The 18,590-nt window shown below is 51.2% G+C and carries 10 protein-coding genes, 1 tRNA gene and 1 pseudogene; 8 read left to right on the top strand and 4 right to left on the bottom strand.

Annotation, left to right across the window (positions count from 1 at the left end; all coding sequences use genetic code 11):
* Positions 1 to 69: 69 nt before the first annotated feature.
* The 5 genes and pseudogenes from NA986_RS14430 to NA986_RS14410 all read left to right on the top strand — a co-directional run.
* Positions 70 to 1,776 carry a type I restriction-modification system subunit M gene (locus NA986_RS14430; protein WP_023216821.1) on the top strand — a complete coding sequence of 569 codons (1,707 nt, stop codon included), beginning with the start codon at positions 70 to 72 and terminating at the stop codon, positions 1,774 to 1,776.
* Positions 1,766 to 3,055 carry a restriction endonuclease subunit S gene (locus NA986_RS14425; protein WP_023216820.1) on the top strand — a complete coding sequence of 430 codons (1,290 nt, stop codon included), beginning with the start codon at positions 1,766 to 1,768 and terminating at the stop codon, positions 3,053 to 3,055. Before NA986_RS14430 ends, NA986_RS14425 begins: the two co-directional genes overlap by 11 nt.
* Positions 3,048 to 4,241 carry a DUF4268 domain-containing protein gene (locus tag NA986_RS14420; protein ID WP_023216819.1) on the top strand — a complete coding sequence of 398 codons (1,194 nt, stop codon included), beginning with the start codon at positions 3,048 to 3,050 and terminating at the stop codon, positions 4,239 to 4,241. Before NA986_RS14425 ends, NA986_RS14420 begins: the two co-directional genes overlap by 8 nt.
* A 15-nt stretch (positions 4,242 to 4,256) precedes the next feature.
* Positions 4,257 to 7,391, top strand: a complete 3,135-nt coding sequence (locus NA986_RS14415) for a type I restriction endonuclease subunit R (RefSeq protein WP_070793964.1) — start codon at positions 4,257 to 4,259, stop codon at positions 7,389 to 7,391.
* 352 nt (positions 7,392 to 7,743) lie between these two features.
* A pseudogene (locus tag NA986_RS14410) lies at positions 7,744 to 8,172 on the top strand (5'-nucleotidase); the annotation flags it as partial.
* Between the two features lie 35 nt (positions 8,173 to 8,207).
* Here the strand turns inward: NA986_RS14410 and NA986_RS14405 are convergent.
* The gene (locus tag NA986_RS14405; RefSeq protein WP_023216817.1) at positions 8,208 to 9,422 is read right to left on the bottom strand and encodes a tyrosine-type recombinase/integrase; all 1,215 of its coding nucleotides are present in this window, start codon (positions 9,420 to 9,422) and stop codon (positions 8,208 to 8,210) included.
* 300 nt (positions 9,423 to 9,722) lie between these two features.
* Positions 9,723 to 9,817: transfer RNA gene (locus tag NA986_RS14400), tRNA-Sec, on the bottom strand.
* A gap of 287 nt (positions 9,818 to 10,104) precedes the next feature.
* Between NA986_RS14400 and NA986_RS14395 the strand changes: the two genes are divergently transcribed.
* Both NA986_RS14395 and yicI read left to right on the top strand, forming a co-directional pair.
* A complete protein-coding gene (locus NA986_RS14395) occupies positions 10,105 to 11,487 on the top strand; it encodes a glycoside-pentoside-hexuronide family transporter (RefSeq protein WP_023216816.1) in 1,383 nt (460 codons plus the stop codon).
* Between the two features lie 11 nt (positions 11,488 to 11,498).
* A complete protein-coding gene (gene yicI, locus NA986_RS14390; protein ID WP_023216815.1) occupies positions 11,499 to 13,817 on the top strand; it encodes an alpha-xylosidase in 2,319 nt (772 codons plus the stop codon).
* A 102-nt stretch (positions 13,818 to 13,919) separates the two neighbouring features.
* On the opposite strand, the gene NA986_RS14385 is transcribed toward yicI, so the two are convergent.
* Both NA986_RS14385 and xanP read right to left on the bottom strand, forming a co-directional pair.
* A complete protein-coding gene (locus tag NA986_RS14385) occupies positions 13,920 to 15,629 on the bottom strand; it encodes an AsmA family protein (protein WP_023216814.1) in 1,710 nt (569 codons plus the stop codon).
* Positions 15,630 to 15,749: 120 nt separating this feature from the next.
* Entirely contained in the window at positions 15,750 to 17,141 is a 1,392-nt protein-coding gene (gene xanP, locus NA986_RS14380) for a xanthine/proton symporter XanP (RefSeq protein WP_000115428.1), read from the bottom strand.
* A 227-nt stretch (positions 17,142 to 17,368) separates the two neighbouring features.
* Between xanP and gltS the strand changes: the two genes are divergently transcribed.
* On the top strand, positions 17,369 to 18,574 hold the full coding sequence (gltS, locus tag NA986_RS14375; RefSeq protein ID WP_000462250.1) for a sodium/glutamate symporter: 1,206 nt from the start codon (positions 17,369 to 17,371) through the stop codon (positions 18,572 to 18,574).
* The last annotated feature ends 16 nt before the right edge of the window (positions 18,575 to 18,590 follow it).

Genomic DNA, 18,590 nt, shown 5'->3' with positions numbered 1-18,590 from the left:
TCTGACAATTTCCCCGATTTTACCCAACCTGGACATCGAACCAGGCACAGATGATTTTTTGAGGTTTTGATGGACAACGCTGAACAGCAATTTCTGAACGATCTGGATACTAAGTTCTGGAAAGCCGCAGACAAGCTACGCGCCAATATGGACGCGGCCAACTACAAGCATGTGGTGCTGGGGCTTATTTTTCTGAAGTATGTTTCAGATGCCTTTGACGCCCGTCAGAAGGAACTGAGAGGGCTGTTTGAAGACAAGTCCAACCCGGACAACATTTACGCACTTTCTCGTGGTGATTACGACACGGAAGAGGCGTACCAGCAGGCGATCGCAGAAGAACTGGAAGTTCAGGACTATTACACCGAGAAAAACGTTTTCTGGGTGCCAAAGCTAGCTCGCTGGGAAACGCTCAAAACCAACGCAGCTCTGCCTGTAGGGACGGTTCTGGGGAAAGACGATAGCGGCAAAGATATTGTCATGACGTCAGTATCGAAGCTGATTGATATCGCTCTGGATACTATCGAAAACAGCAACCCGAAACTGAAAAACATCCTTAATCGTATCGGGCACTATCAGCTTGGCAATGACCTGTTAATCAGCCTGATTAACGTCTTCTCCGATACCAGTTTCAGCGAACCTAAATACAATGGCGTGAAGCTCAATTTGAAGAGCAAAGATATTCTCGGTCACGTTTACGAATACTTCCTTGGTCAGTTTGCGCTGGCGGAAGGCAAACAGGGCGGCCAGTATTACACGCCGAAAAGCATCGTTACGCTGATTGTTGAAATGCTCCAGCCCTACAATGGCCGTGTTTATGATCCAGCGATGGGTTCCGGTGGCTTCTTCGTTTCCAGCGATCGCTTTATCGAAGCACACGCTGATGAAAAGCATTACAACGCCGCCGAGCAAAAGCGCAATATCTCCGTTTACGGTCAGGAATCCAACCCGACTACCTGGCGTCTGGCTGCGATGAATATGGTGATTCGCGGTATCGATTTTAACTTCGGTAAACAGAACGCCGATACGTTCCTGAACGATCAGCACCCGGATTTACGTGCCGATTTTGTTATGGCGAATCCGCCATTCAACATGAAGGAGTGGTGGAGCAAAACGCTGGAAGAGGATGTTCGCTGGAAATACGGCACCCCGCCGCAAGGTAACGCCAACTTTGCCTGGATGCAGCATATGCTCCACCATCTGGCCCCGAAAGGTTCAATGGCGCTGCTGCTGGCGAACGGTTCGATGAGTTCCAATACCAACAGTGAAGGTGAAATTCGTCGGGCGATTATTGAGGCGGATCTGGTGGAATGTATGGTAGCGCTGCCGGGTCAACTGTTTACCAACACCCAAATCCCTGCCTGTATCTGGCTGCTGACCAAAGATAAATCCGGTTGTAACGGCAAAGCGCACCGTAAAGGTGAAGTGTTGTTTATTGACGCTCGCCAGATTGGCTTCATGAAAGAGCGCGTATTGCGTGACTTTTCGACAGATGATATCAAAAAGATTGCCGATACTTTTCATGCCTGGCAAACGGATAAAGATTATGAAGATGAAGCCGGTTTCTGCTTTGCTGCCACACTGGACGATATAAAGAAAAATGATTATGTTCTGACTCCGGGGCGTTATGTTGGTGCTGCTGAGCAAAAAGAAGATGATGAATCGTTTGCAGATAAGATGTCGCGTTTAACAACCCAGCTTAAAGAACAACTATTGGAAGGTGTGGAACTGGAGAAGAAGATTAAAACTAATCTGGAAGGGTTGGGATATGAGCTTTAGTTTCTATAAAACAAAAATTGGTGAACAAGTTATTTTGCAGAGAGGCTTCGACATCACCAAAAAAGATCAAGTGGAAGGAAATATCCCTGTTGTTTCTTCTGGAGGTATATCCAGCTATCACAATGAAGCAAAAATTTCAGGTCCTGGAGTCGTATTGGGACGAAAAGGAAGTCTTGGTACAGTATTCTATATTGATGGTCCCTATTGGCCGCATGATACAACTCTCTGGGTTAAAGACTTTAAAAATAACAACCCAATTTTCGTTTATTATTTCTTTAAAAATATTAGTCAGTTATTGAAAGATATGGATGTTGGTGCAGCAAATCCGGCATTGAATCGCAATCATGTTCATCCACTTGAAGTTTTTTGGGCGGACAGGAAAATTCAGGATCACATCGCTGGTATTTTAGCTTCACTAGATGCAAAAATTAATAATAATACGAAAATAAATCAAACCCTCGAACAAATAGCACAAGCCCTGTTCAAAAGCTGGTTTGTTGATTTTGAACCGGTAAAAGCCAAAATTACAGCGCTGGAAGTTGGTGGTTCTCAGGAAGAAGCGACGCTTGCCGCTATGGCGACGATTTCCGGGAAACGTACTGATGCGCTGGTAATTTTTGAGCGTGAACACCCTGAGCAATATGCGGAGTTAAAAGCCACGGCAGAACTGTTTCCGTCTGCAATGCAGAGTAGTGAGATGGGGGCGATTCCGGCTGGATGGAGGACAGATATCGTTGATAGTATTGTCAACCGATTAAAAGTTAAAAATACTTTTCCGCCTGATTGTATTAAGCAATTTGGAAAGCATCCAGTACTCGAACAAGGGGCAAAAGTTTATCAGGGTTACCACGATGAAGAACCTTCATTTAACGCATCGTTGCAAAGCCCTATGTTCATTTTTGGTGATCACACCTGTGTTATGCATTTGTCTATTGTGCCATTTGATATTTCTAAAAACACATTAGTCTTGGAAGGTAAGGGATTTAATACTTATTGGACCTTTTTTGCCTTAAAAGGCAAGCAGAAATTTCAAGAGTATAAAAGACATTGGTCGGACTTAAAAGTTAAGCAAGTTATTATCCCTGATGGGGCTAATGGTTTGTTGTTGACAAATTTCTTTGCAAGTAAATGCGAGAGTTTATTCGGGTTATTGGAACAGAATAGAAAACAAAACATGATATTACAAAACATCCGCGACACCCTCCTACCCAAACTTCTCTCAGGCGAAATCACCCTGCCAGAAGTGGAGCAGGCGGTAAGCGAGGTGGAGAATGTATAAAGTCGATACTCCTACCAACAGCCTGCACTCTCTACAGAAAGTCTCATTTAGCGGCCTCGGATTCACCGAACGCTACCATTTGCAGGAATGGTTGGCGAAGCATCCGCAGGCGTTGACCCGCAGCAGCGATGACGAACTACTTATCATTCAGAAAGAGTTTGCCGGGTTTGATGACACCAAAGAGCGGCCTGATCTACTGGCGATCGATAAAGACGGTAATCTGGTGATCATCGAGAACAAACTGGATGATTCCGGGCGTGATGTCGTCTGGCAGGCGTTGAAATACGCGGGTTACTGCGCGAACCTGCGCAAAGAACATATTGTTGAGATCTTCCAGCGTTACCTCGATCAGAACGATCCAGAAGAAACCCGCCCTGCCTCTGACGTGCTGGCGGAATTCCTCGAACATGAAAGTCTGGATGAAGTACAAATCAACCAGAGTCGTTCCCAGCGCGTGATGATGGTCGCGGCGAATTTCCGCAAAGAAGTCACCAATACCGCGCTCTGGCTGATGCAGTTCAATATTCGTATACAGTGCTTTAAGGTCACGCCTTATCGCTATAGGAACGATGTATTCATCGATATCCGTCAGGTTATTCCCACGCCGGAAGCCGAATCCTACATGATCGGTATGGCGCAGAAGGAAGCGGAAGAACAGTCAACCAGCGGTGAGCTGAAACATAGCCAACGCCTGCGCAAGGCCTTTTGGACGCAGATGCTGGAGAAATTCCATGCCAGTGACTGTACGCTGTATAACAACATCAGCCCCTCTATGGATCACTGGTTATGTGCAGGCTCCGGCATAAGTGGTATGCCATATAGCCTAATATTCAGCAAGAAGGAAATCCGCGTAGAATTATGGATTTCGCGAGCATCAGCGGATATTAACACCATGGCGTTGCAGTGGCTGGAACAACACCGGGCATCTGTCGAAGCGGTATTTGGCAATCCGCTGGAGTGGCTGGCGCTGCCCGGTAAAAAAGCCTGTCGTATTCAATGCCGCCAAAAAATAGATGGCTTCCAGCAGGAAAACTGGCCGCAAATGATCGACTGGCTGGTGGAACATATGACTCGTTTTGAAAATGCGCTTTCGCCGTATCTGCCACAGCTTAACCAGTTGATCAAGCAGACCTTTAACGGGCATGATGAAGCTGAAATTACTACTGAAGAAGCCGAACACGTTTAACACAGGACGTTACCGATGCTGACTGAAGACGACTTAGAACAGCTTTGCCTGGGCTGGTTTGCCGAACAAGGCTGGGAAATTCATCACGGGCCGGATATTGCCCCTGATGGCAGTAACCCGCAACGCGCCAGCTATCATGATGTGTTCCTGACGCCCGTGTTAACCTCCTGTCTGCAAAAAATCAACCCGCATCTACCCGCTGACGTCTTCGAACAGGTTATCTCCCGTATTACTCGCGCTGAAAGCCCTGATCTGATTGCCAGTAACAAAGCCTTTCATCACTGGCTGCTGGAAGGGGTACCGGTTCAGTACCGCTGCGACGAAGAACTTATCCACGATCACGCTCTGCTGGTGGATTTTAACCAGCCGCAAAACAACCGTTTTATGGTAGTCAATCAGGTGACCATCAGTGGAACGAAACAGCCGCGTCGGCCGGATATCATCTGCTTTATTAACGGACTGCCGCTGGCGGTGGTGGAACTGAAAAGCCCCATCGACGACAAAGTAGATATCTGGGATGCCTACCATCAGCTACAGACCTATAAAGATGAAATCCGCGATCTGTTTATCAGCAATGAAGCGCTGATTGTCAGCGATGGCTATCTGGCGCGTGTGGGCTCTCTGACGGCCACGGAAGAACGTTTTATGCCGTGGAAGACCATCAGTAATGAAAATGACAAGCCGTTGCTGGAATGGCAACTGGAGACCATGGTACGGGGGTTCTTTAACCGGGAACTGCTGCTCGACTATATCCGTTACTTCGTCCTGTTCGAGAGCAACGATGAAAGGCTGATTAAAAAAATAGCCGGTTATCACCAGTTCCACGCGGTACGTGAAGCCGTGCAGGCGACGATCGTCGCTTCTACCGGTAAGCAACTGGCTCTGCACAGCAACATCCAACCAGGCAGTAAGAAAGCAGGTGTGGTCTGGCATACGCAGGGTTCCGGTAAAAGCATCTCCATGTGTTGCTACGTCGGCAAATTGTTGCAACAGCCGGAGATGGGCAACCCGACGATTGTGGTTGTAACCGATCGTAACGATCTGGACGGTCAGCTTTATGGCACCTTCTGCCAGGCGCAGGAACTGCTCAAACAGATGCCAGTGCAGGCTGATGATCGCGAGGCATTGCGTGAACTGCTTGCAACCCGCGATGCTGGCGGCATTATCTTTACCACTGTGCAGAAGTTCTCCCCGGAGGAAGGGGAAAACGCCCATCCGGTTCTCAATGGGCGCAGTAATATCGTCGTTATTTCCGATGAAGCGCACCGCAGCCAGTACGGTATGAAAGCCAATCTGGACCGGGAAACGGGTATCTATAAATACGGTTACGCTAAACATATGCGCGACGCGCTGCCTAACGCCTCGTTTCTCGGGTTTACCGGAACGCCAGTTTCGGAAGAGGATCGAGATACCCGCGCTGTATTTGGCGATTACGTTTCGATTTATGATATTCAGGATGCCGTGGACGATGGCGCAACTGTGCCTATTCACTATGAATCCCGGCTGGCGAAACTCGATCTTAATCATGAAGAACTGGCGGCACTGTCCGATCAGGTTGATGAACTGATTGAAGACGATGAACTGGACCAGCGTGAAAAAACCAAAGGTGAATGGAGCCGTCTGGAGAAACTGGTTGGGGCTAAACCTCGTCTCCAACAGGTTGCTGCCGATCTTATTTCTCACTTTGAGAAGCGCAATACCGTAATGGATGGCAAGGCGATGATTGTCGCGATGAGCCGTGAAATCTGCGTCCATCTTTACGATGAAATTATCGCGCTACGTCCAGAGTGGCACGATGACGATCCTGAAAAAGGGCAAATCAAGATCGTAATGACCGGTACAGCATCCGATAAGGCCATGCTGCAACCGCATGTCTACAACAAGCGAACTAAAAAACGACTAGAGTCACGTTTCAAGAATGTGAACGATCCGCTGAAGCTGGTGATTGTGCGCGATATGTGGCTGACCGGCTTTGACGCCCCTTGCTGTCACACCATGTATATCGACAAGCCAATGCGCGGACATAACCTGATGCAGGCCATTGCCCGAGTCAACCGGGTATTCAAAGATAAACCCGGCGGATTAGTGGTGGATTACATCGGTATCGCCAATGAACTGAAACTGGCGCTGAAAACCTATACAGATGCAAACGGCAAAGGTGATGCGACTATTAACGCTGAAGAAGCGCTGGCAATCATGCTGGAAAAGCTGGACATCATCCACGGTATGTTTGCCAAAACGGCAACATCAGCGGGTTTTGATTACACCGGCTTTGAAGCGCATGCACAGAAGGTGTTGGTGCCGGTTGCAAACTACGTGCTCGGCCTTGAAGACGGCAAGAAGCGTTTTCTTGATAACGTACTGGCAATTACCAAAGCCTGGTCGCTTTGTTGTACGCTGGATGCGGCGCAGCCTTATAAACTGGAGATTGCTTTCTTGTCTGCGGTAAAAGCTGCTATCAGCAAATTCACCAGTGTGGACAAAAAAATAAGTCAGGCTGAGAAGAACTCCGCGCTGAAACAGATTCTGGATAATGCCGTTATTGCTAACGGCGTGGATGATATTTTCACGCTGGCCGGACTGGATAAACCCAATATCGGCTTACTTTCTGATGAGTTTTTGCAGGAAGTCCGTGATATGCCGTATCGCAACCTGGCGGTGGAGTTGCTGGAAAAACTGATTAATGATGGTATCCAGTCCCGCACTAAAAATAACGTAGTACAGGAGAAGAAGTATTCTGAACGTCTTCAGGCGGTGTTGATTAAATACAACAACCGGGCTATTGAAACGGCGCAGGTGATTGAAGAGCTGATCCAGATGGCGAAGGATTTTCAGTCCGCAATGGCGCGTGATGATGCTCTTGGCCTGAATCCTGACGAGATCGCCTTCTACGACGCCCTGGCAGAAAATGAAAGTGCTGTCAGGGAGTTAGGTGATGAAGTGCTTAAAAAGTTGGCGATAGAAGTGACGCTGAAACTACGGCAATCAACTACCGTTGACTGGCAGGTGCGCGAGAGTGTGCGTGCCAGATTGCGTATCCTGGTTCGCCAGACTCTGCGTCGTTATAAGTATCCGCCCGATAAAACACCAGGGGCGGTGGAGTTAATTTTAAAACAAGCGGAAGTTATTTCGAATCATTGGACGATGTGACTTTTAGGCTAGCTGTACCAACTGCCAGCCATATCTAAATTATCATCAGTTAAAAGGCACAATTGTGAGTAAATATAGCGAAATACAGCATCAATTAGATGAAGTAAGCCCAATACCGAAAGGAATACCTAAAATATATCTTTTAGGTGATACGGGGGCTGGAAAGACGACTTTTATTCGAAAAATATTAGGAACTGAAAACAGTAAATTTCCCACTACCAGACAACTTAGAACAACAGTTGCACCAACTGAATATGTAATATGTAAATCAACTAATTATGAATTAACTGTGTTATTAAAACCTTTTGATGAAATTAATGGATATGTCAGAGAAATTTTAAAAGAAGCATTAGAGAAATCACTGCTGGTTGAGGTTGTTGTAATGTCGCGTAACAGCCCTGATACGGGTATCCGCGTTCTGAATACTATCCGCTATGACAGGCTCGATATCACTCGCTCTGCCTTTACGGCAGGTGAAACTGTCGCCGATTACCTGGATGCTTTTGATGTGGATCTGTTTTTAACAACCAATGTTGAAGATGAGCAAAAGGTGATTGATTCCCGATTCTGCGCCGCTGCAATCCTGAAAGATCCGCCTTCTGACGCATCTGATATTCCGGAAGGGCAAGTGCGCATTGCTTTTGATGGTGATGCAGTGCTTTTCTCTGATGAAAGTGAGTTAGTTTATAAAACTCAAGGGATGGCCGCTTTTCACGCCCCGGAGGATGCGCAGCAAGATATCCCGATGGCTGAAGGGCCTTATGCCACTTTGCTAAAAAAATAGCCATCTTTACTGCCAGATGGCTATTTATTGATTTATGCTGTCTTCCTAAATGTCCCCTCTACCACACCCCCGCCTTTCCCCAGTTCACCAATGTAATCCGCATACCACTGCATCATCTCCCGACGCCCATCCAGATATTGAGCGTGGTTATACGTGCCACGAATCGCATTCTTATCAATATGGGCAAGTTGAGTTTCAATCCACGCTGAGTTAAAGCCCTGCTCATGCAGGATGGTACTCATCGTGTGGCGGAAGCCATGCCCCGTTAGTCTGCCTTTGTACCCCAATAACTCAATAACCTGATTGATGCTTTCCTTGCTGATAGGCTTGCGAGGATCGTTCCTGCCGATAAAAACTAGCGGGTGATGCCCTGAGATCGGTTCAAGTTGCTTAAACAGGGCAATGACCTGCTCTGAGAGCGGCACAATGTGAGGCCGTTTCATCTTCATTACCTCTGCCGGAATCTCCCACAATTTTGCCTCAAAATCGATATCCTCCCAGCGTGCGAAACGCAGTTCTTGCGTACGCACACCGGTTAACATAATGATCTGAGTCGCTGTTTTCGTGATAACGCTGCCGGTATAGCCCGCCAGATCGTTAAGGAAGTGGGGAAGTTCATTAGCAGTAAGGAAGGGGAAATGTACTTTTTTCGGCGTAGCTAATGCGCTGGCAAGGTCGGGAGCGGGGTTGTAGTCGGCCCTACCTGTGACAATTGCATAGCGGAACACCTCGCCACAGCGCTGGCGGACTTTGCGCATTTTCTCCAGCGCTCCACGTTTCTCCATCTTACGCAGTGCTTCCAGTAGTTCCATTGGTTTGATTTCGGCTATAGGACGTTTGCCGATGTAGGGGAAGATATCTTTTTCAAAGGTATCGATGATTTCATCACGATAGCGTAATGACCAGCGATCGGCTTTGGTTTGATGCCACTCGCGAGCAACGGCTTCGAAAGTGTTTTTCAAACTCATTTGCTGGGCCACTTTCTCTTCTTTCTTTACTTCACCCGGATCGCCTCCAGCAGCGAGAATTTTTCTGGCTTCGCTGCGTTTTTCGCGCGCGTCGGCCAGTGAAACATCGGGGTAGACGCCAATGGACAGCATCTTTTCTTTACCGGCGAAGCGGTACTTCATTCGCCAGTATTTGGAACCATTAGCGTTAATCAGCAGATACATACCGCCGCCATCAGCCAGCTTATAGGGCTTTTCTTTTGGCTTCGCGGTTTTCACTTTAACATCGGTTAGCGCCATGACATCCTCCGGCTTTTGATGAATCCATCCTCCTGGGGGGATTTCCGCTAGTAATCGACCTGATACCCTCAATGCACCCCTTGTATAACAAAGATATCTTTAAAACCCATTGTTATATCTCACATTTTTACCATTATGGGGGTGCTGATATTTTAAGAGGGAAATGGCACCCCCTAATACACCCCCAAAAACAACTTGATGTGGGTTGAAGTCGGTTGACTTGAGGATACAAGGAACGCCTGATATATAAGGGATTAAACGGGGGTTTGTTGACGTCGGGAGAGTTCAGAAGAGGCAAATTGGCGGAAGATCACAGGAGTCGAACCTGCCCGGGACCGCTGGCGGCCCCAACTGGATTTGAAGTCCAGCCGCCTCACCGGAGACGACGATCTTCCGCGCCTCGATTGCTACATGGAGGCGCGCGCATTATAGCTACTTCCTGACGTTTCCACATCCCCTCCCGTGCTTTTTTAACTTCCCTTTCCTTCTGCCATGATCGGTTTCATATAAACCCCCATAAAATCCATTAGTTACATTTCATCACACTTTTTGGCGCTACCCTGATCACAGAAAACAAGAATCGTAATTTGATAACCAAATAACGGAATATTCACGCTCGCAGGGAAGGTTTACAAAAACTGTAACCGGTATCAGTGAGCGTTGTAAGCGTTAAGGATGCGTAATGAAAAGTGAGATTCTCTCCGTTAAGGAGAAGATTGGCTATGGTATGGGCGATGCCGCGAGCCACATCATCTTTGATAACGTCATGTTATATATGATGTTCTTCTATACCGATATTTTCGGCATTCCCGCTGGTTTTGTTGGCACCATGTTTTTACTGGCGCGTGCGCTTGATGCCATCTCCGACCCTTGCATGGGCCTGCTGGCCGACCGCACCCGCTCTCGCTGGGGCAAATTCCGACCCTGGGTGCTGTTTGGCGCGTTGCCGTTTGGTATCGTTTGTGTGCTGGCTTATAGCACGCCGGATCTCAGTCTGAACGGCAAAATGATTTATGCCGCCATCACCTACACGTTGCTCACCCTTCTGTATACTGTGGTCAACATCCCTTACTGCGCGTTGGGGGGTGTAATAACCAATGACCCAACGCAGCGTATCTCCCTGCAATCCTGGCGCTTTGTGCTGGCAATGGCGGGCGGAATGCTTTCTACCGTACTGATGATGCCTCTGGTGAAACTGATTGGCGGCGAGAATAAGGCGCTGGGCTTCCAGGGGGGTATCGCGGCGCTCTCGGTGGTGGCGTTCCTGATGCTGGCGTTCTGTTTCTTTACCACCAAAGAGCGCGTTGAAGCGCCTGCCACCCATACCTCCATGCGTGAAGACCTGCGTGATATCTGGCACAACGACCAGTGGCGCATAGTCGGCATGCTCACCATCCTGAATATTCTGGCGGTATGCGTGCGCGGCGGGGCGATGATGTATTACGTCACCTGGATATTGGGCAAACCGGGCGTGTTTGTCGCCTTCCTCACCACCTATTGCGTCGGCAACCTGATTGGCTCGGCGCTGGCAAAACCGTTGACCGACTGGAAATGCAAAGTGAGCGTTTTCTGGTGGACCAATGCTTTACTCGCAGTAATCAGCGTGGCGATGTTCTTCGTACCGATGCACGCCACGATCGCTATGTTCGTCTTTATCTTTGTGATTGGCGTATTGCACCAGTTAGTCACGCCTATCCAGTGGGTGATGATGTCTGACACCGTCGACTACGGCGAATGGTGTAACGGCAAACGCCTGACGGGGATCAGTTTTGCCGGCACGTTGTTTGTGCTGAAACTGGGTCTTGCCCTCGGCGGGGCGCTGATTGGCTGGATGCTGGCAGGCGGCGGTTACGACGCGGCGGCGAAAACGCAAAACAGCGCCACGATCAGCATCATCATCGCTCTGTTCACTATCGTCCCGGCCATCTGTTATCTGCTGAGCGCCGCGATCGCTAAACGCTACTACACCCTGAAAAGCCCGTTCCTGAAAACCATTCTGGAACAACTGGCGCAGGGCGCACACCGCAACGAACAAGAATTTACCCATAAAGAATTGCAAAACTAAAGGAACAGACTATGAAAATTAGCGACGGAAACTGGCTGATCCAGCCTGGCCTTAATTTGATTCACCCGGTTCAGGTGTTCGACGTTGAACAGCACGGGAATGAGATGGTGATCTATGCCGCGCCGCGTGATGTCCGCGAACGAACCTGGCAACTGGATACCCCGTTGTTTACCCTACGCTTTTTCTCGCCGCAGGAAGGAGTGATAGGTGTACGGATGGAACACTTCCAGGGCGCTTTGGATAACGGCCCACATTATCCGCTCAATGTCTTGCAAGATATCAACGTGGAGATGCGGAACAACGCCGAATTTGCCGAACTCAAGAGCGGCAGCCTGAGCGTGCGCGTCACCAAAGGCGAGCTCTGGTCTCTGGATTTTCTGCGCAACGGTGTACGTATCACCGGTAGCCAGTTGAAAAATAACGGCTATGTGCAGGACACCAACAGCGGGCGCAACTACATGTTCGAGCGTCTGGATCTCGGCGTGGGCGAAACCGTCTACGGGCTTGGCGAGCGTTTTACCGCACTGGTGCGCAACGGTCAGACGGTGGAGACCTGGAACCGCGACGGCGGCACCAGCACCGAGCAATCGTACAAGAATATCCCGTTCTATATCACCAACCGTGGCTACGGTGTGCTGGTAAACCATCCGCAGTGCGTGTCGTTTGAAATTGGCTCCGAGAAAGTCTCCAAAGTCCAGTTCAGCGTCGAGAGCGAGTATCTGGAATACTTCGTCATCGACGGCCCGACCCCGAAAGACGTGCTGAACCGCTATACCCAATTTACGGGTCGTCCGGCGCTGCCGCCTGCCTGGTCGTTTGGCCTGTGGCTGACCACCTCATTCACCACCAACTACGACGAAGCGACCGTTAACAGTTTTATCGACGGTATGGCCGAGCGCAATCTGCCGCTGCACGTCTTCCACTTCGACTGTTTCTGGATGAAAGCTTTTCAGTGGTGCGATTTTGAATGGGACCCGGTGACTTTCCCCGATCCGAAAGGGATGATTCGCCGCCTGAAAGCGAAAGGGCTGAAAGTCTGCGTGTGGATTAACCCCTACATCGGCCAGAAATCCCCGGTCTTCCAGGAGCTGAAAGAGAAAGGATATTTGCTAAAACGCCCGGACGGCTCCTTGTGGCAGTGGGATAAATGGCAGCCGGGACTGGCGATTTACGACTTCACCAACCCGCAAGCCTGCGAATGGTATGCCGACAAGCTGAAGGGCCTGGTGGAGATGGGAGTGGACTGCTTCAAAACTGACTTCGGTGAACGCATTCCAACGGATGTGCAGTGGTTTGATGGTTCTGATCCACAGAAAATGCACAACCATTATGCCTACATCTACAACGAACTGGTGTGGAACGTGCTGAAAGAGACCGTCGGCGTTGAAGAGGCGGTGCTGTTCGCCCGTTCCGCCTCGGTGGGCGCGCAACAGTTCCCGGTGCACTGGGGCGGCGACTGCTACGCCAACTACGAATCGATGGCGGAAAGCCTGCGCGGCGGGCTGTCCATCGGCCTGTCAGGGTTTGGCTTCTGGAGCCATGATATTGGCGGATTCGAGAATACCGCGCCGGCGCATGTCTACAAGCGTTGGTGCGCATTCGGCTTGCTTTCCAGCCACAGCCGCCTGCACGGTAGCAAATCCTACCGGGTTCCGTGGGCCTATGACGACGAGTCCTGTGACGTGGTGCGCTTCTTCACCGAACAGAAGTGCCGGATGATGCCATATCTGTATCGGGAAGCGGCGCGTGCCAACGAAGCCGGTACGCCCATGATGCGGGCGATGATGCTGGAGTTCCCGGACGATCCGGCGTGTGATTATCTTGATCGCCAGTACATGCTGGGAGATGCGGTCATGGTAGCGCCGGTATTTAGTGAAGCGGGCGACGTGGAGTTCTACCTGCCAGAAGGCCGCTGGACGCACCTGTGGCGCAACGATGAAGTGCAGGGCAGCCGCTGGCATAAACAGCAGCATGACTTCCTGAGCCTGCCAGTGTACGTGCGTGACAATACACTACTGGCGCTGGGCAACAATAGCCAGAAGCCCGATTACGCCTGGCATGAGGGTACGGCCTTCCAGTTATTCCATCTGGATGACGGCTGCGAAGCGGTCTGCGAAGTCCCTGCTACGGATGGTTCGACTATCTTTACGCTGCAGGCGAAACGCACAGGCAATACCATTACGGTGAGCGGCGAAGGCGAGGCGCGCAACTGGACGCTGTGTCTGCGTAATATTACGCAGATTAGCGGTACCAAATGCGGTTCATATGCGGAAAGTGAACTGGGTGTAGTGATCACCCCGCAGGGAAATGAAGTGGTGATTACGCTTTAAATCTGAATCGCCGGATGGCGCCGTGAGCTGCGCTTATCCGGCCTACAAATGAGCAAGAACCGTAAGCCCGGTAAGCGCCATCGCCACCGGGCAAGCCCTCAATTACAGCGTTGGCTCCGTTGACGTAACTTCACCGCCGGACACCACGCCCGCTTGCATCGTCTGTGTTATCTGCTGCTTTTGTGCGTTGACCGCGTGTAATTGCCCGTTTACCGTCGGTTTCAACGGCGCATCGGCCTGAATATTGCCGCTGGCCGTGAGCTGAATATTGCCATCGCCAGCAATCGGTAATGCCGGCCAGCCCCACTGCTGTAGCACATCCATTGGTACGCCGCGTCCGTTCAGGCTGATTTGCGTCTGACGCTGCGGCAGTTGCGATACGCTGGCAGTGGCTTCCAGTATCCCTTTTCCAGTAAACGCGCTCAGATCGCTGATGTTGACCGTGCTGGCATTAGCCGTCAACGACAGCGACGGGCGGCGCACGTCCACACGGTTAAAGGTTGCCGCTGCGGCGTTGAGGGTCGCATTGCCGCTCCAGACGCCCCATTGATGATGTTGTACCAGCTCCAGGTTTGCGCCGTAGCCGTCCAGGGCGGTGATTTGCCACGGGAAGGCCGGGTCGATATCGATCACCAGATTGCGGCTGGCGCTGAATTTTTTCAGCGTCAGGCTGTTCAACCAGTCGGGCAGCGGCTTCATCCATAACTGCTTCCAGTTTTCCGGCAGCGTATACTCCAGCCCGGCGATAGCGGTATCGTCCAGAATAAGCGCTTTGCCTTCGCGTAACCAGGCGCCGGAGGTTCTGACCATACCGCCTTCCCAGCGGGTGGTGAACTGGCGTAGCGCAACGCCCTGTGGTGAAAATTCGGCGTTCAGGATTGGATCGAGCAAGTGCAGTGAGCCGTAAATAAACTCGCTGGCGTTCATCGATAATTTACCTTCCTGACTTTGCCAGTCTTCTTTGCGCAGAGTCAGATTGCGCAAACTCAGGTCAAGATCGGTGACAGCCCAGTCTGGTCCTTGCAGGCTGGAGTCCGTCACTTCAAGACGACCAATCTGCAAAGATGGAACCGTAGTAAGCGGCGCGAAAAACTCGCTCAGGGATTTATCGCTTTGTAACCGAATATCATTCAGCCGCAGATTTTCAACGACCCAACTACCGTCAGCGTTACGCCGGGCGACGCCGGTTAACGCTCCGCGCGCCATATCGGCGCCAACGGTGTTTAACATCACCTGATCATGGTCGATACTGCCTTCAATAAGCACATTCGTGGCGGGAACGTCGTTTAACGTCAGCGAACCGGCGCTCAGTTGGATCTGGGCTTTATTGCCTAATACCCGACCGGCTTCGGGGCGCCAGGGCATAACGCCGCCGTTAACGCGCTGGGCGCTCAACCGCCATTCGCTGCCGGGACTATTGAGCGCCATATTGCGAAGTTGCAGGCGGTCGGCCTCAAACGGGAAAGGGGCGGTTTGCACTGAAATATTCAGCGTGCCGTCCTGTAACAGAATCGTGTCGACATGCAGCGGCGCGGTTAACTGGCGAATGCTCAGACCGATATCTACGGTTTTCGCGACCAGGGTTGCAGGCTGACCATCACGACCAAAGGTCACATTCTCCAGTAAAAGATGGGATGGGGCGGAAAAACGATGATCCATCACGTCGAATGTGAGGTGATAACCGCTGTTCTCTGATACCCAGTTGCTGACATGATCTGCGCCCCAGCGCGTTTGCAGCAGAAAATAAAAGCCGAAAATCACCACTAAACAGGCGATCAGCACGTAGAGAAGCAACCTCCCAATCAATTTCATGGTCTTCCATCCCGTGAAATGCACATAGGGGATTTATGCACGATTTGCGTGCAATCCTCAAGACAGGAATGGTGAAAGAGCGTTACAGCAGCGGCGAATCGTGTCGCCGCCGCAGGGTTTTTACGGTTTTTCCGGCGGGAGAATCAGGTTCAACACGATAGCCGTGATGCCGCCAGCGGCAATTCCGGATGAGAGCAGATTTTTCACCCATTCCGGCGCGAACTGCAGGATCTGCGGCTGTTGCGAAACGCCAAGACCCACGGCCAGCGACAGGGCGATAATCAGAATCGCGCGGCGGTTCAGCGGCTCACGCGAGACAATACGTACCCCGGAGGCGGCAATGGTGCCGAACATCACCAACGTGGCGCCGCCGAGCACCGGTTCCGGGATATGCTGCACAAAACCGCTTACCGCCGGGAACAGGCCGAGCACAATCAGCATCAGCGCGACGACAAATCCCACATAGCGACTGGCGACGCCGGTCAACTGAATTACGCCGTTGTTCTGACCGAAACAGGAATTCGGGAACGTATTAAATACCGCTGAAACAAATGAGTTCAGGCCGTTAGCCAGTACGCCGCCCTTTAGCCGTTTCATGTACAAGGGGCCGGATACCGGCTGCTCGGAGACATCAGAGGTGGCGGTGATGTCGCCGATGGTCTCCAGCGACGTAATCATAAAGACCAGCATCAACGGCAGTAACAGGTTCCAGTCAATGCCCAGACCATAATACAGCGGGGTCGGCACCATCAGGATGTCCTGTGAGACCGGCGCGTTATTCTCAGGCAACATGCCCATAAACCAGGCCAAAAGATAGCCAGCCGCCATGGCAATAACTAAAGAAGCCACGCGCAGGTAGGGATTACGCTGCCGATTCAGCAGGATAATAATGGCCAGGACGACGCCGGCCAGCAGCAGGTTTTTCGGTGCGCCAAAGGTGTTGTCGCTCATTGCGGCATAGCCGCCGCCGATGGAGGTTAGCCCCACCTGAATCAGCGACAGGCCAATAATCATCACCACGACGCCGGAGACTAACGGCGTGATAATCCGGCGCGCCAGATGTAGAATGCGAGAAAGCACCATCTCGGTGCAGCTTGCCAGCATCAGCGTGCCGAACAGCGCCGCCATCATCGTCGGGACATCCGCGCCGCCGGTTTTCAGCGCGGTACCGCCCATAATCAGCGGGGCGACAAAGTTAAAACTGGTTCCCTGGATGGATAACAGCCCCGATCCTACCGGCCCCCACGCTTTGATTTGAATAATAGAGGCTACGCCGGAGGCGAACAGCGACATGCTGATAATGTGCTGCGTATCCTGCGCCGGTAAACCCAACGCCTGGCAGATTAACAGCGCTGGCGTGATTACCGCAACAAACATGGCCAGCAGATGCTGACAAGCGGCAAAAAGGGTTTGAGGGAGCGGCGGGCGATCTTCAAGACGGTAAATTAATTCGCTGTTTTGCGTCTGCGCAACCGGTTGCGCATCTGCCGGCTCGATGGCGTTAACGGACATCAGGGACATTCTCGTGGTGGAAAAGCGGTGATTTTATCTGACCAGATGGTAAAAGCAAACGATTGCGAGCGAATATTCTTAATATTTAAAAAAGATAAATGCACCTTTTTATATAACTTTTTGCCTTTTTCTGCTTAAAATCCATGCCGAAGACTCGCAAAGAGCTAAAAAACTGACTCAGGAAATGATTTGTGCGCACATGTCACAGCGCACTACAGGAGCTTTAAATGTTTGAACTCGATACCTTATCGACCCTTGTCGCCGCCACGCTGGTGCTGCTACTGGGTCGCAAGCTGGTCCAGTCTGTCTCCTTACTGAAGAAATATACGATTCCGGAGCCGGTGGCGGGGGGGTTACTGGTCGCGGTTGCTCTGCTGGTACTGAAAAAAAGCGTCGGTTGGGAGGTCAACTTTGATATGACCCTGCGCGATCCGTTGATGCTGGCGTTTTTCGCGACGATCGGCCTTAACGCCAACCTTGCCAGCCTGCGCAAGGGGGGACGCGTTGTTGGCGTCTTCCTGGTCGTCGTGGTCGGATTACTGCTGATGCAGAATGCCATCGGTATCGGCATGGCGAGTCTGTTGGGGCTGGACCCGTTAATGGGGCTGATTGCCGGGTCAATTACGCTGTCCGGCGGACACGGTACCGGCGCGGCGTGGAGTAAACTGTTTGTCGAACGTTATGGTTTTGCCAATGCCACCGAAGTTGCGATGGCATGTGCAACCTTTGGCCTGGTGCTGGGCGGGTTGATTGGCGGCCCGGTAGCGCGTTATCTGGTGAAACACTCCACCACGCCGGATGGAATGCCTGACGATCAGGCCGTGCCGACAGCCTTTGAAAAGCCGGATGTGGGTCGTATGATCACCTCTCTGGTGCTAATCGAAACTATCGCCCTGATTGCTATCTGTCTGACCGTGGGCAAAATCGTAGCGCAGCTACTGGCGGGAACGGTGCTTGAACTGCCGGTCTTCGTTTGTGTGCTATTTGTTGGGGTGATCCTCAGTAATGGCCTGGCGCTGGTGGGTTTTTATCGCGTATTTGAGCGTGCTGTTTCGGTGCTGGGGAACGTGAGTTTGTCACTGTTCCTGGCAATGGCGCTGATGAGCCTGAAGCTGTGGGAACTGGCGTCGCTGGCGCTGCCGATGCTGGCGATTCTGGTGGTACAGACCATCTTCATGGCGCTGTACGCGATCTTCGTCACCTGGCGCATGATGGGGAAAAACTACGATGCGGCGGTGCTGGCGGCGGGTCACTGCGGTTTTGGCCTGGGCGCAACGCCGACCGCCATTGCTAATATGCAGGCGATTACCGACCGTTTTGGCCCCTCACATATGGCGTTCCTGGTGGTGCCGATGGTCGGCGCGTTCTTTATCGATATCGTCAATGCGCTGGTGATTAAGCTGTACCTGATGTTACCGATTTTCGCGCAATAAGGGTTTGTACGGCGGC

Origin of the sequence: Salmonella sp. NW177 (genome assembly GCF_051811585.1) — a bacterium.
Taxonomy (GTDB): Bacteria; Pseudomonadota; Gammaproteobacteria; order Enterobacterales; family Enterobacteriaceae; genus Salmonella; species Salmonella enterica.
The sequence above is the reverse complement of the archived record's forward strand: the minus strand, read 5'-3'. Positions and strand labels throughout refer to the sequence as shown.